This window comes from Rhizobium sp. Rhizsp42 (assembly GCF_047304155.1).
GTDB lineage: Bacteria > Pseudomonadota > Alphaproteobacteria > Rhizobiales > Rhizobiaceae > Rhizobium.
This window is the reverse complement of the sequence record NZ_JBGLYS010000009.1, coordinates 165,788-179,341: the sequence shown is the minus strand read 5'-3', so window position 1 is coordinate 179,341 and position 13,554 is coordinate 165,788. Positions and strand designations below refer to the sequence as shown.

Annotated in this window: 14 protein-coding genes; 11 read left to right on the top strand and 3 right to left on the bottom strand. The window is 60.3% G+C overall.

The window, feature by feature from the left end; translation table 11 throughout:
• Positions 1–84: 84 nt before the first annotated feature.
• The 9 genes from fdhF (at position 85) to ACCD05_RS11865 (ending at position 8,665) form a co-directional block, all read left to right on the top strand.
• Positions 85–2,964 (top strand): formate dehydrogenase subunit alpha, encoded by a 2,880-nt coding sequence (gene fdhF, locus ACCD05_RS11905; RefSeq protein WP_413392797.1) that lies wholly within the window; start codon positions 85–87, stop codon positions 2,962–2,964.
• A 3-nt stretch (positions 2,965–2,967) separates the two neighbouring features.
• Complete coding sequence (locus ACCD05_RS11900; protein ID WP_413392795.1) at positions 2,968–3,213, top strand: formate dehydrogenase subunit delta; 246 nt, start codon at positions 2,968–2,970, stop codon at positions 3,211–3,213.
• 228 nt (positions 3,214–3,441) lie between these two features.
• Positions 3,442–5,619, top strand: coding sequence for an Ig-like domain-containing protein (locus ACCD05_RS11895; protein WP_413392793.1), 2,178 nt, complete (start codon positions 3,442–3,444; stop codon positions 5,617–5,619).
• Between the two features lie 202 nt (positions 5,620–5,821).
• A complete protein-coding gene (locus ACCD05_RS11890; protein WP_413392791.1) occupies positions 5,822–6,220 on the top strand; it encodes a DUF1236 domain-containing protein in 399 nt (132 codons plus the stop codon).
• 109 nt (positions 6,221–6,329) lie between these two features.
• On the top strand, positions 6,330–6,926 hold the full coding sequence (locus tag ACCD05_RS11885; RefSeq protein ID WP_413392789.1) for a BA14K family protein: 597 nt from the start codon (positions 6,330–6,332) through the stop codon (positions 6,924–6,926).
• 92 nt (positions 6,927–7,018) lie between these two features.
• Positions 7,019–7,324: a hypothetical protein gene (locus tag ACCD05_RS11880; RefSeq protein WP_413392787.1), complete on the top strand. Its 306-nt coding sequence runs from the start codon at positions 7,019–7,021 to the stop codon at positions 7,322–7,324.
• Between the two features lie 8 nt (positions 7,325–7,332).
• On the top strand, positions 7,333–7,743 hold the full coding sequence (locus tag ACCD05_RS11875) for a response regulator (protein WP_413392785.1): 411 nt from the start codon (positions 7,333–7,335) through the stop codon (positions 7,741–7,743).
• Between the two features lie 111 nt (positions 7,744–7,854).
• Positions 7,855–8,043 carry a hypothetical protein gene (locus ACCD05_RS11870; RefSeq protein WP_413392783.1) on the top strand — a complete coding sequence of 63 codons (189 nt, stop codon included), beginning with the start codon at positions 7,855–7,857 and terminating at the stop codon, positions 8,041–8,043.
• 79 nt (positions 8,044–8,122) lie between these two features.
• Positions 8,123–8,665 (top strand): hypothetical protein, encoded by a 543-nt coding sequence (locus ACCD05_RS11865; RefSeq protein ID WP_413392808.1) that lies wholly within the window; start codon positions 8,123–8,125, stop codon positions 8,663–8,665.
• Between the two features lie 12 nt (positions 8,666–8,677).
• Here the strand turns inward: ACCD05_RS11865 and ACCD05_RS11860 are convergent, their stop codons facing one another.
• The 3 genes from ACCD05_RS11860 to ACCD05_RS11850 form a co-directional block, all read right to left on the bottom strand.
• The gene (locus tag ACCD05_RS11860) at positions 8,678–9,298 is read right to left on the bottom strand and encodes a response regulator transcription factor (RefSeq protein WP_111565001.1); all 621 of its coding nucleotides are present in this window, start codon (positions 9,296–9,298) and stop codon (positions 8,678–8,680) included.
• Positions 9,295–10,689, bottom strand: coding sequence for a sensor histidine kinase (locus tag ACCD05_RS11855; protein ID WP_413392806.1), 1,395 nt, complete (start codon positions 10,687–10,689; stop codon positions 9,295–9,297). The genes ACCD05_RS11860 and ACCD05_RS11855 overlap by 4 nt, the downstream gene beginning before the upstream one ends.
• Positions 10,690–10,779: 90 nt before the next feature.
• Positions 10,780–11,082 (bottom strand): BA14K family protein, encoded by a 303-nt coding sequence (locus ACCD05_RS11850; protein WP_413392781.1) that lies wholly within the window; start codon positions 11,080–11,082, stop codon positions 10,780–10,782.
• 229 nt (positions 11,083–11,311) lie between these two features.
• Here ACCD05_RS11850 and ACCD05_RS11845 point away from each other — a divergent pair, with 229 nt between their 5' ends.
• Both ACCD05_RS11845 and ACCD05_RS11840 read left to right on the top strand, forming a co-directional pair.
• The gene (locus tag ACCD05_RS11845) at positions 11,312–11,914 is read left to right on the top strand and encodes an ANTAR domain-containing response regulator (protein WP_413392779.1); all 603 of its coding nucleotides are present in this window, start codon (positions 11,312–11,314) and stop codon (positions 11,912–11,914) included.
• 52 nt (positions 11,915–11,966) lie between these two features.
• Complete coding sequence (locus ACCD05_RS11840; protein WP_413392804.1) at positions 11,967–13,238, top strand: CmpA/NrtA family ABC transporter substrate-binding protein; 1,272 nt, start codon at positions 11,967–11,969, stop codon at positions 13,236–13,238.
• Positions 13,239–13,554 lie beyond the last annotated feature (316 nt).

Below are 13,554 nucleotides of genomic sequence, written 5' to 3'. Positions count from 1 at the left end.
GCCGGTCAAAACACAACCAGAACCCAAGGAAACGCCGCCAACGCTGGTGTTTTATCCCTTGTGTTCTTTCATTGGAGGCACACCATGTCCCTCGTTCATGAAATCGACTACGGCACGCCGGCCTCCGCCTCCGAGACCATGGTGACGCTGACCATCGACGGCAACCAGGTGACGGTGCCCGAGGGTACCTCCATCATGCGCGCATCGATGGATGCCGGCATCGAGATCCCGAAGCTCTGCGCCACCGACATGATCGACGCCTTCGGCTCCTGCCGGCTCTGTCTCGTCGAAATCCAGGGACGCAACGGCCTGCCCGCGTCCTGCACCACGCCGGTTGCGGCGGGCATGGTGGTGTCGACGCAGACGAACCGGCTCAAGGACGTCCGTCGCGGGGTGATGGAGCTCTATATCTCCGACCACCCGCTCGACTGTCTCACCTGTGCGGCCAATGGCGATTGCGAGCTGCAGGATATGGCGGGCGCCGTTGGCCTGCGCGATGTGCGCTACGGCTATGACGGCGACAACCACGTCAAGGCGCGCGACAATGGCGGGCTCAACGCCAAATGGGCGCCGAAGGACGAGAGCAATCCCTATTTCACCTTCGATCCGGCGAAATGCATCGTCTGTGCGCGCTGCGTGCGTGCTTGCGAGGAAGTCCAGGGCACGTTTGCGCTGACCATCGAGGGGCGCGGCTTCGATTCCCGCGTGTCGGCCGGCATGCATGAGGATTTCGTCTCGTCGGAGTGCGTTTCCTGCGGCGCCTGCGTGCAGGCCTGCCCGACGGCGACGCTGACCGAGAAGTCGGTGATCGAGATCGGCCAGCCGGAGCATTCGGTCGTGACCACCTGCGCCTATTGCGGCGTCGGCTGTTCGTTCAAGGCGGAAATGCGCGGCGAAGAACTGGTGCGCATGGTGCCGTGGAAGGATGGGCAGGCGAACCGCGGGCATTCCTGCGTCAAGGGCCGCTTCGCCTACGGCTATTCCAGCCACAAGGACCGCATTCTCAACCCGATGGTACGCGAGAAGATCACCGATCCCTGGCGCGAGGTGACCTGGGAGGAGGCCTTCTCGCATGTCGCCTCCGAGTTCCGGCGTATCCAATATCAGTATGGCCGCGATTCGATCGGCGGCATCACCTCCTCTCGCTGCACCAACGAGGAAACCTATCTTGTGCAGAAGCTGGTGCGTGCTGGCTTCCGCAACAACAATGTCGACACCTGCGCCCGCGTCTGCCATTCGCCCACGGGCTACGGCCTCGGCCAGGCCTTCGGCACTTCGGCCGGCACGCAGAATTTCGACAGCGTTGAAAAGAGCGATGTCGTCGTCATCATCGGTGCCAACCCGACGGACGGGCACCCGGTCTTCGGGTCGCGCCTCAAGAAGCGGCTGCGGCAGGGCGCCAAGCTGATCGTCATCGATCCGCGCCGCACCGATATCGTCCGCTCGCCGCATGTCGAGGCGGCTTATCATCTGCCGCTGAAGCCGGGCACCAACGTCGCGGTCATGACCTCGCTGGCGCATGTGATCGTCACCGAGGGCCTGTTCGACGAGCGCTTCATCCGCGAACGCTGCGACTGGTCGGAATTCGAGGACTGGGCGGCCTTCGTCGCCGAGCCGCAGCATAGCCCGGAAGCAACGGAGGCCCTGACTGGCGTGCCTGCCGATATGCTGCGCGGTGCGGCCCGCCTTTACGCCACTGGCGGCAATGGCGCGATCTACTACGGGCTTGGCGTGACCGAGCACAGCCAAGGTTCGACGACGGTCATGGCGATCGCCAACCTGGCGATGGTAACCGGCAATATCGGCCGTCCCGGCGTCGGCGTGAACCCGCTGCGCGGCCAGAACAACGTGCAGGGCTCTTGCGACATGGGCTCCTTCCCGCACGAGCTGCCGGGCTATCGCCATGTCTCCGACGACGCGACGCGTGATATCTTTGAGAAACTCTGGGGCGTGAAAATCAGCGACGAGCCCGGACTGCGCATTCCCAACATGCTGGATGCCGCCGTCGATGGCTCGTTCAAGGGGCTCTATGTCCAGGGCGAGGATATCCTGCAGTCGGACCCAGACACCAAGCATGTGGCGGCGGGGCTGGCGGCGATGGAATGCGTCGTGGTCCACGATCTCTTCCTGAACGAGACGGCAAACTACGCGCATGTCTTCCTGCCGGGCTCGAGCTTCCTCGAGAAGGACGGTACCTTTACCAATGCGGAACGGCGCATCAATCGCGTGCGCAAGGTGATGAGCCCGAAGAACGGCTATGCCGACTGGGAAGTGACGCAGAAGCTGGCGCAGGCGATCGGCCTTGCCTGGAATTATCAACATCCGTCCGAAATCATGGACGAGATCGCGGCGACGACGCCAAGCTTCGCAATGGTGTCCTACGATTATCTGGAAAAGATGGGCTCCGTGCAGTGGCCTTGCAATGAAGCGCATCCCGAGGGATCGCCGATCATGCATGTCGATGGCTTCGTGCGCGGCAAGGGCAAATTCATCCGCACCGAATACATCGCCACCGACGAACGCACGGGACCGCGCTTCCCGCTGCTTTTGACGACGGGGCGCATTCTTAGCCAATACAATGTCGGGGCGCAGACGCGGCGCACCGAGAATGTCGTCTGGCATTCCGAAGATCGGCTGGAGGTCCACCCGCATGATGCCGAACAACGCGGCATTCGTGATGGCGACTGGGTGAAGCTGATGAGCCGTTCGGGCGATACGACGCTGCGCGCGCTGATCACCGACCGCGTTTCGCCGGGTGTGGTCTACACCACCTTCCACCATCCGGACACGCAGGCCAATGTGATCACGACCGACTTCTCCGACTGGGCAACCAATTGTCCTGAGTACAAGGTGACCGCCGTTCAGGTCTCGCCGTCCAACGGACCGACGGACTGGCAGGTCGAGTATGACGAGCAGGCGCGGCAGAGCCGCCGTATCACGGGCAAGCTTGAGGCCGCGGAGTAGACGATGTCACACGGCACACACGACAAGCTTGTCTACATGGCCAACCAGATCGCGGGCTTTTTCGCGACGCAACCCGAAGCCGAGGCCGCGCAGGGCGTGGCCTCGCATATCAACAAGTTCTGGGAGCCGCGCATGCGCAGGCAACTGTTCGAGATACTGGAGCAGGATGCAAAAGGGCTGAGCCCCTTGGTGTTGCAAGCAATGCCTTCAATCAGAAGGCCGTCGACAGCTGCAACTGACGTCATCTAAAAGTCGTATTATTCTACCTGATAAGTGCATATTTTATTACTATCCTCCTCAAGATATCTCTCGATCAGAGTGTCACCTAAGAAGGCCAGCACGTTCACCGAGGGCCACCTTCAGGTATGCGACACTCCGACAGAAAGCTTCGCCGGCCATGTAGCCGCCGTTACCGGCCTCCAACGGATCGGTGTCTTTCCGTGAGCAAGTCGCAATATCTCGAGGAAGCTACAAGCCGTGAAAAAAATCATTGGAACTGTCGCCTTCTGCCTGATCGCAGCAGTGATTGCCGAAGGCGTATCCACAGTATCGAAAGATGCGACGAAGATTGTCTCCACCTTTCCCATGCCGGGTTCCGTCAATGTACCGGGGGTCCGTGTTCAGATCGCCTTCGACCAGCCGATCGACCCGACGGCAATGGATCTCAAGGTATCGGCCACCAGGCCGGACGGATCAAAGATCGATATTTCCGGCGCTGTCGAGGTCAACGGACTACGAACGGCTGCCATCTTCCGTAGCTACCAGCCACTTCCTGAAGGCGAAATCGAAGTGCGCAGTGCGCTGCGAGATGATGTTGGCCACGATTGGCGGTTCACCGTTCTGGACAAGGTACCGCTCTATCTGGGACGCGACGGCCCTATACTGCTTGTTCTAGGCGAAGGCGCGCCGTTTGGACCCTATCTCTCTGAGATACTGAGGGCGGAAGGCTTCACGAATTTCAAGACGATCGCCAGCCCCGAGTTGCAAGCCTCGGCACTTGCCGAACACCGGCTGGTCATCACCGCCGGGACGATAGAAAATGCGGCGGTGGCGGCGCTTCGCAGCTGGGTCTCCAGCGGCGGAAATCTGATTGCCGTGCGTCCATCGGGCGAATTGGCGGATCTTGCGGGCGTGCGATCGGAAGAAGGGGCAATCTCCGCCGGCGATATCCTGATCGACACGGAACGACCGCCCGGACAGGGACTGGTCGGAGAGCCAATTCAGTTTCACGGCGTAGCGGAACGCTATGTCACCAATGCCGACACCGCGACGCTTGCATCATTTTCGGGTGGCATGAACCAAGCCTCGACGCCGGCGCTAACCCTCAGGTCGGTGGGCAGCGCGGGAGGCGAGGTCGCGGCTTTCGCGTTCGACCTGCCCCAATCCGTTGTCCTGACACGACAAGGCAATCCCGAATGGGCAGGCCAGGATCGCGATGGCCTTGCGCCCATACGACCGAACGATCTCTTTTTCGGCGCGGCCAGCGCCGACCCGCAGCCCGACTTCGTCGATCTCGCTCGCGTGCATATTCCCCAGGCTGATGAGCAGATGCGTCTTCTCTCAAACCTCATCCAGCATGTTCAGCGGGACGACGCACCCATCCCCCGCTTCTGGTATTTCCCAAACCGGGCCAAGGCGGTCCTTGTCATGGCTGCGGACGATCACGGCACGAAACGCGGGACAAGAGATTCCTTCAACCGGATGCTGACTCTGGACGCCGAAAACTGCGACGCCAGGAAATGGGAATGCGCCCGTGCAACGTCATGGCTCTATCCCGACTCAGGCCTGACTGCGCGGGAGGCCGCTGATTATGTCTCCAGTGGTTTTGATCTCGGCTCCCATGCCAGCACCTTCTGCCAGAACTGGTCCAAGGCGTCGTTGGACCAGGCTTTCGCGACCGATATTTTACGCTTTCGGGCCGCCTATCCCGATGTCCCAGTACAGGAAGCAAGCCGCCTTCATTGTATCGTGTGGAGCGATTTCACCTCACAGGCCAAGATCGGTCGTGACTGGGGGATCCGCTTCGACATGAACTACTACTACTGGCCAAGGACCTGGTTGAAGGGTCGCGCCGGCTTCATGACGGGTTCTGGAATTCCCATGAGATTCAGTTCGGCCTCAGGCGAATTGATCAACGTCTACCAGCAAGAAACGCATCTTGTGGATGAGATTTTCAACGACGAGCGCGAGGCCGTCGAGCGCCTCGTCCAGCGCGCCTTGGGACCGGAAGAGTTCTTCGGCGCCTTTGGGACGCACTATGATTTTCACAATGATTTCGACAAGTTCCTAATGGATCTTGGGCAAGAATACGAGATCCCAATGGTATCGGCGCGACAGATGCTGGATTGGCTGGACGGCAGATCGCGGACGGATATTCTCGAGCAGGGATGGGATGGCGAAAGCTTGGCGTTCACCATCGTAGGTGATCCCCGCACCCATGGCATGTTGACCGCTATGCTCCCTTCCTCGACAGCGGGAGGGAGGCTTTCTGAGCTTGCGCGGGATGGCATCCCAATCCCCATGGAAACTGCAAGGATCAAGGGCGTGGACTACATTCTCTTCCCTGGTCTTGACGGCAATTACCGTGCGACCTTCACCAACAAGGTGGCAGACAACCTCACGCCCGAGACGCCCGTCGAACGCCTTGCCAGATAGCAAGATCAACTCTCCGGGCGGTCATATGCCCGTCGGAGAATTGCCGGACGCGACCGAGTGCATTGATCGATATCAAGGCGCTTCAACGCCACATCAGACCAAGGTCTGAGGCGCCTCCGACTGAGGTCCGACCCCGGAACCTGTAGTAATTACAGCCGTTTGTCTCCCAGCGACAGAGCGTCGCAAAGAAGAGGAGATGAACATGTCTTTCAAACTTGCAGCGACTGCGATCGCAGCCATCACCCTCATGTCCGGCGTTGCCATGGCGCAGTCGGGCACCGTTAATGGCGCGGCAGGCGGAGCCGTTACCGGCGCTATCGTCGGTGGTCCCGTCGGTGCGGCTGTTGGCGGCGTCACCGGCGCCGTGGTCGGCACCATCATCGATCCGCCACCGGCGAAGGTCGTCACCTCTGTTCGCGAAGCGCCGGCTCCGGCAGCGCCCGTCGTCGTGCAGGAAAAGGTCGTCGTCGGTCATGCCTTGCCAGAGACCGTCGTGGTCACACCAGTTCCCGAAAATCCGAAATATGGCTACGCGATCGTAAACAACGAACGGGTCATCATCGAACCTTCGTCCCGCAAGGTGATCCAGGTCATCAATTGATCGCGCTCGGTTGGGCGGCGTGGCGCATGCCGTACCGCCCGGCCTGATTGATCCGGCGCCGCCGATTGGGTGGCGGGCGAACATCCTCACACAACAACGGATGACGACAATGAACGGGCTCGCAAGCGTTGCGTTTGGAATAGCCACGGTCGTGGGCACGGTTACGGTCGCAGCGGCCGTGGCATCGATCGGCATGGCGGAGAACACGGAGCAAGGCTTGCGCGGTCTGAGGGATGCCGATCTCTGGACGACAGAGCCCACGCGTGTCGATCCCGCGCTTCAAACCTATGAGCGGTTGCCTGCCGCACTTTCCACATATGCGATGGCTGATAGCCGGCGGGTTGCCGCCAAGCGACCGGCCGCGGCCGCGCCTGTGGTCGCCGATATCCCGCCGCCATCGAGCGAAATGTCGGCCGAACATCTGAATTGGTGCGCGTCGCACTACAGGTCGTTTGATCCTGCGACGAACACCTATCGTTCATTCCAGGGCCAAGTTCGCGTCTGCCAGCCCTCATCGGAGAAGAGTGGTGACGTTGTGGCCTCTACGACGCCTGCTGTCGCCGCCCCATTGGCGAACGCGGCAATCTGGTGCTCCAATCGCTACAAATCCTATCGTGCGGAAGACAACACCTATCAGCCCTACGATGGCCCCCGCATGACGTGCACGCCGCCGGCTGAAGCCCAGACGGTCGCCGCAAACGAATAGTCGACCCACCTGGGACCAAAGCCCGTGTTGTCGGCTGGTTCGTCGTGGTTAGCTTCATCGATACGACAGGAGGGCGGGTTATGCCGTCAAGAATGACAGCTGAGATCCGGCAAGCCCGCAACGGCTTGCAGTGGATGGGTCACGATGAGCGCATCGAACTGGTGTCTCGCATCTTGTCCGAGTTGCGCGATATCAGGAAGGACGTGCTGGGGCTTATCCGAGCGGACAAATGCATCTGGCTCGACACGCTCATCGCTCGAGCGTCTTCGGAGCTTATCCAGATCGCCGCCATGGATGATGTGGAGTTTCAGCTGGTGCTGATTGAGTTCGAGAAGCTCTTGGGAATCTTTGACGCGCCTGACCCCGACCTTCGCCACCTGTCACCGACGATACATTAGGAGCAACCATGCGTGTTCTGATTGTCGAGGATGAGCCGGCTTTTGCGCTGATGGTGGAAGACATCGCGATGGCCGAAGGCTTCGAGATCGCGGGGATCGCCCGGAACGCGGCCGAAGCGATGGAGTTGGCACCGGAGGCTGATATCGCAATTCTGGACGTGCGCCTCGCCGATGGGCTGACAGGGCCGGAGATCGCAAGGCAGCTGGTCGACCATTTCAACGTCGGTATCGTCTATCTGACGGGCAATCCTGATCTTGTTGAAGACCGGGACGGCGTACACGTCGTCGTCAAACCACCGAGCGCCCCAAGTGTTGTCGACGGCCTACGCCAGGCCGCGGCGTGGCACAGCCGCCGCGCGCGGCAACAGAATGCACAAGACGGCGCGGGAAATGCCACGTCCAAACCGCAACAGCACTGACAGGAGCACATCGTGAGAAACATTCAAGCGCGGCACGCCGACGCTGCGGTCGCCGAGATCATCTTGGCGGAGCCCGCGTCGTCACGGAGCGGTTCGCCTCGTGCCAACGACATGGCCACCGAACTCGAACGTGGCTTTGACCTGCTGTTCTTCCTCCGGGAAATGGACATTCTGGCCGATGAACTCGCCAAGCTTGCCCCATCGATGGATCGGACCGCGCTTGAGCTTCGCCTGGCGCAGATGCGGCAGGTGGTCGAATTTCGCCACAAACAGCGGACCGATCGCCCAGAGGTCGAATGATCGATGCGAAAGATCGGTGCAGCGCAGATCCATGCGCCGTCATCTGCGTAGACAAGGGCATAAGGCTGGAAAGGGCGCAATCATGCTTTCAAGGCGCTGCCTGCTGAGACTGGGATGCGGGGCGACGGTCGCCATTGTTATCTCTGCGATGCCACTGACGCTGAGCTTCGGGCCGCTTCCGGCGCCGACGACGAATGCCGCGCATGCGAAGGACGGCAATAACGGCAACGGCAATGGCGGCGGAAATGGCAACGGCGGCAATAATGGAAACGGTTCCAGCAATGGGAGCGGCAACGGTTCCAGCAATGGAAACAGCTCGGGTAACGCCGGCAACAGTTCCAGCAACGCGGGTGGAAATGGAAAAAGCAACGGAGGCGTCGGCGCAAGCGGCAACTCCGCCAAGGGCGGCGGCTCATCGCCGTCTTCTCCCTCCTCATCATCAGCCTCAGGCGTTAAGGCCACCGAAAGTTCAGACGGCAGTGTCGATGTCCGCCACGGCAATGGCATAACAGAAACGCTGCGGCGCGGTCGCTACATCATGCGCGATTCGAAGGGCCGGACGATTGTCGACAGGCAGGCGACAGCCACTGATGTTCGCCGGCTGAACCGGTTTGTACGCTAGGATCGGCAGACCCTAACCCTTGCCCCGCCAGCGCAGCGCCGCCTCGGTTCGATTGGAAACGCCCAACTTCGTCAGGATTTGCGTCATGTGATGCTTGACGGTCTTTTCCTGCAGATCAAGCCGCAGTCCGATATGCTTGTTGGAGAGACCTTCTCCCACAAGGTCCATCACCTCGCGTTCGCGTGGAGTCAAAGCGTTCTTCTGCGGCTCCTTGTCCAGCGAGACATCCACCACTTTCGCGGACATCGCTGGAGACACATAGCGGGTTCCCTTGAGGATCGTCCTGATCGCCTCAGCGAGCCCCCTGGAGCCGACGCCCTTCAAAACATATCCCATCGCGCCCCTTTGCAGCGCTGCCAGCAGCGTGTCGATCTCCTCCGACGCGGTCAGCATCAACACCTTCGTCGATGGGCTGCGCCGCAGGATCTCACCGATCGCGCTCAAGCCACCGCCCGGCATCGAAACATCGACCAGCATGACATCGGGATGCTTGTCGGCCGCGATCATCGCCGCGTCATCGCTGGTGGCACCCTCCCCCACGACCAGGAAGTCCTTGATCTCGGAAAGGCTGCGCGTCACACCTTCGCGAAACAATGGATGGTCATCCACGATCCCAACCGTAATGGACGTCATCTCCGCTCTCCTGTTTCCATGGGTTCAAAGGTCATCGTCAGGATCGTGCCCTTGTCCCCGGTCTTCACTTCGAACGTGCCGCCAAGACTATCGACCCGCTCTCGAAGCCCGACAAGCCCTAGGCTTGATGGCCTGACATGGTTTGGATCGAAGCCCTCGCCGCGATCGCTGACCTCGATCGTGACATGCCCGCGATGAAGGGTGGCCCAAACGGCTTGCTGGATGCCGCCGCCGTGACGATGGGCGTTGTTCAAGGCCTCCTGGATGAACCTATAGATACAGATCTTCACCGCCGCCACCGGCTCCGAGCCGTCCTGCTCGATCACGGTGTTGACCGTTGTATCGGTTCTCATCTGGTGGGCTACGGTGACGCGGTTGACGATTTCGGCAAATGAAGCCTTTTCGATCTCTGGAAGCACCAGTCCCTTGCAGATATCCCGGATCTCTGTCATCGCCTCGGCGAGGCTGGAGCGGATCCAGGAGAGCTCCTTCTCACGCTCCTCGGGCAGCGTTTCGGCGCTGATCAGCAATTCGCTGTCCAGCCGCAGCGAAGCATAGGCGATGTGTTGCGCCGGACCGTCGTGGAGATCGGCGCCAATGCTGCGCAGATATGTCTCGTTCAGCGATGCGGCACGCTGGGATGCGCGCTGGAGCCGGCCCTGCAGCCCCTTGTTCTCCGCAAGCAATGTGGAGAGTTCCGCGACGCGTTTGGCGAGATCCCTCTGCTGGTCCTCGATCGTTCGGCTCCCGCGAAAAACCAGTCCTGAGAGAACCGCGAAGAACACAGAGGTCAGACCCGCGACACCAAGCCAGCTCCACAATCTCGCCCGCGTCAGGCTTTCGCCCAGCCCTTCGGCCGTCTCGTAAAATTCGAGAACCGCGACGGCCTGGCCGGACCAAGGCTGGAGAACAGGGTTATAAATCTCCATCAATGGCTTGCCGAGCGAACGTTCGGTGGTGCTTTCGGGGTCGTCGGCGATCTCGTAGCGCGCGACCAGCGTTCCTGCGAATGCTTGGCGAAGCTTGTCGTTGACTGCAAACTGTTTTCCGACGAGCGCCTTGTCGTTGGAGTAGAGAATTGTCCCGTCGCCGCGCCACAGCTTGAACGACACCAATCGCTTTCCGAGCGCCCCTTGGCCAAGCGTCTCATCTAGCGCCAGCGCGCTCGCCTCATCGAGCGGCGCGGCCTTCTGCATGTCGGGAAGAAGCGGAGCAACGACACTGTCGACATAAAGGGCGGTCGCGGCGCCGGAATTGTGGATCACGGCATCTTCGATGACCTTTGACACCAGATAACCGACGATGAACATGGCCGCCAAGCTGACCAGGCCGCCAACGACGACAAATCGCAGCGCGAGAGAGCGGGCCGTCCAGCGGGAAATCCAGTTCATGATCAACCAGTTGTGAGAAGGTCCCGGATACCTATCGCTCATTCAGAGTTTTTCTAGGCGCAGCACGCCAAGCACTTGTAGGCAGTGCATTCAAGGGGAAACGCAAGCGGTACGCGTGCCGACCGAACTCTCGTAAGTGTTGTCGGTCGCGTGGTAGGACAGATAGCGCTCGGCGCACCAGCGGATATGGCTAACCTCTTCCTTGGAAAGCAGAAAATCGCCGCGGTCCTCAGAGCTTCCCTCCTGCGCATACGCAGCGACGGCGCTTTTCGAATGCGGCTGCATCTTCTCGGCGGCCCCTGCCATACTGAAGGCGTGCGCTGATCCGACGGAGGAGACAAGCAGAATAGCAATCGTGATAAGTGAAGATGCCGTTTTGCAAGTCTTGGCCATTGCTGCCTCTTTGGTAATACTGGGAAAACAACGGCGGTCTTCTGTTTTTGTTCCCAAGCTCTGGTTCGGACATGAAGACACGACGGCACGCTTGGGGCGAGTTCGAGTTACTCAAGCCATATTAGCGATCAAATTATGAGCAACTCAATATTTGATTGATTTTTAGGCTAAGATCGAGCATTTCATCATCACAAACATTGACGCTCTTTGAACGGAATGCTGGCTGCCTGTGGCAACGTCTGAACCATCCAAGTCCAGCCTGAATGTGCTGGTTATCGACGAGAACAGCATCCGAGCTTCAATCATCGAATTGGGGCTCCGCGAGGCGGGCTACCAGCGCGTGACTGTCGTAGCCGACATGAACGGCCTCGCCCGCCGCATCGAGGAGGTCAATCCTGATGTAATCGTGATCGATCTCGAGAACCCGAACCGCGACATGCTGGAGAGCATCTTCCAGATTTCGCGCGCGGTTAAGCGCCCGATCGCCATGTTTGTGGACAAATCGGACGAGGATTCCATTGTCGCGGCCGTGGAAGCCGGCGTCTCGGCCTATATTGTCGATGGCCTGAAGAAAGAGCGCGTCAAACCAATCCTCGAGATGGCTGTCAGTCGCTTCAATGCTTTCAACAGGCTGCAGCGCGAGCTGGCGGAAGCGAAGACCGCTCTCGAGGAACGAAAGATCATCGATCGGGCGAAAGGCATTCTGATGAAGATGCGTGGTCTTTCGGAGGAAGAGGCTTTTGGGCTACTCCGGCAGACAGCTATGAACGAAAAGAAGAAGATCGCCGAGATCGCGCAAAGTGTCGTGACCGCTGCCGGATTGCTGATGTGATGGCTACGGAATGCGATCAGCACGGCGCCCAGAGGAAACCGGAGTGAACAAGATGACGACCCAGAGCTCTGCGAGCGGATTGGCGGCTCCGGCCAGCATAGCGACGGAAGGACCGACGACCCTGCGTGCCGGGTTCATTCCACTCGTCGATGCGTCGGTGCTCATCGCGGCTGCGGAATTCGGCTTTGCCGAAAAGCAGGGCCTTGTGCTCGACCTTGTCAAGGATGTGTCGTGGGCGAATGTTCGTGATCGCCTCGCCTTCCGGCAGTTCGATATCGCCCATATGCTCTCGCCGATGCCCGTGGCCTCGATGCTCGGCCTCGGCTCGAACCCCTCGCCAACGATTACCCCATTTTCCCTCGGCCGCGGCGGTAACGCAATCACGCTGTCGTCTCCGCTGTTTGAGAGAATGCGCAACACGGCGCAACTTCCGGAGACGCCCAGCGCACTCGAAAGCGCGCGCGCGCTGGCAATGGTGGTGGCGGATATGAAGGAGCGCGGCGAAGCTTTGCCGACGCTTGCCATGACCTACCCATTCTCATCGCACAATTACGAGTTCCGCTATTGGTTGGCCGCCGGCGGCATCAATCCCGATAGCGATGTCAAACTGGTCGTCGTACCGCCCCCACTGACATCCGACGCGCTGGCGGCCGGCGCCATCGACGGCTTCTGCGTCGGCGCGCCCTGGAACATGATCGCGTCCGAACGCGGGGTTGGTCGCATCGTTGCCGCCAAGCAGGATATCTGGCCATCCGCCCCGGAAAAGGTGATCGGCATGCGGCCTGACTGGGCCGAGAGCCACCCGGAAACGGTGTCCCGGCTCATTGTGGCGCTTGATGCCGCGGCGCGCTGGTGTGATCGTGTCGAAAATCACGATGCGCTGGCGGAAGCGCTCGCAGACCAGCGGTACATAGCGGCCCCTGTTCATATCATTCGCCACGTGCTTGCCGGTGAATTCAGCCTCGACGCCAATGGCAACCGGCGCGTGATCGAAGACTACTTCCTGTTTCATTCGCGCTTCGCCAATTATCCGCGCCCCAGTCAGGCGCTCTGGATCTACAGCCAGATGGTACGCTGGGGACAGGCGGACATGTCGTTGAACCACGCCAGGGCCGCAGCTGCGGCCTACAGACCCGACCTCTACCGCGCGGCACTCGGCGCCGACAGCACTCCACCCGACGCCGACATTCGCGTCGAGGGCGACAAGGATGGCGATCGGTTCATGGATGGGCACATCTTCGATCCCACAAACTTCGCAGCCTACGTATCGGGCTTTGCCGTACGTAGCGAGCGACTGGGCGCGGTCGACGAAGCCGGCGCCTGATCGCCTGCAAAAACTTGCTGCCTTGCACAAATTCCCGGCATCGAGAAATGCCGCCGAAATGGCAGGAGCTTAAAAACTAGCCGCAACGCATCCAAGGGCACAAAATAGGCAGGCGACAAAACGTCGCCGGTTTGCTTGTCTTTTCAGCGCATTAGTAAATTAATCTCAAACTGGCATGCGCCTTGCAGAGCTTAATCCGCACCGGTCAACGGCGATCGGTGCGAGATGAGCGCGCGATAAGCGCTCGCAAAAGACATCGACGTCGCAAGGCCTTTGCAGTCCGGGACCCTCCCTCCCGATGACGCATCTGCCGAGC

Excerpts from the sequence above, each read along its gene's own strand:
- ACCD05_RS11855 (WP_413392806.1), bottom strand. The coding sequence starts at position 10,689 with ATGAACTGGATTTCCCGCTGGACGGCCCGCTCTCTCGCGCTGCGATTT.
- ACCD05_RS11870 (WP_413392783.1), top strand. The coding sequence starts at position 7,855 with ATGGCCACCGAACTCGAACGTGGCTTTGACCTGCTGTTCTTCCTCCGG.
- ACCD05_RS11875 (WP_413392785.1), top strand. The coding sequence starts at position 7,333 with ATGCGTGTTCTGATTGTCGAGGATGAGCCGGCTTTTGCGCTGATGGTG.
- ACCD05_RS11900 (WP_413392795.1), top strand. The coding sequence starts at position 2,968 with ATGTCACACGGCACACACGACAAGCTTGTCTACATGGCCAACCAGATC.
- ACCD05_RS11850 (WP_413392781.1), bottom strand. The coding sequence starts at position 11,082 with ATGGCCAAGACTTGCAAAACGGCATCTTCACTTATCACGATTGCTATT.
- fdhF (WP_413392797.1), top strand. The coding sequence starts at position 85 with ATGTCCCTCGTTCATGAAATCGACTACGGCACGCCGGCCTCCGCCTCC.
- ACCD05_RS11860 (WP_111565001.1), bottom strand. The coding sequence starts at position 9,298 with ATGACGTCCATTACGGTTGGGATCGTGGATGACCATCCATTGTTTCGC.
- ACCD05_RS11885 (WP_413392789.1), top strand. The coding sequence starts at position 6,330 with ATGAACGGGCTCGCAAGCGTTGCGTTTGGAATAGCCACGGTCGTGGGC.
- ACCD05_RS11880 (WP_413392787.1), top strand. The coding sequence starts at position 7,019 with ATGACAGCTGAGATCCGGCAAGCCCGCAACGGCTTGCAGTGGATGGGT.
- ACCD05_RS11890 (WP_413392791.1), top strand. The coding sequence starts at position 5,822 with ATGTCTTTCAAACTTGCAGCGACTGCGATCGCAGCCATCACCCTCATG.
- ACCD05_RS11840 (WP_413392804.1), top strand. The coding sequence starts at position 11,967 with ATGACGACCCAGAGCTCTGCGAGCGGATTGGCGGCTCCGGCCAGCATA.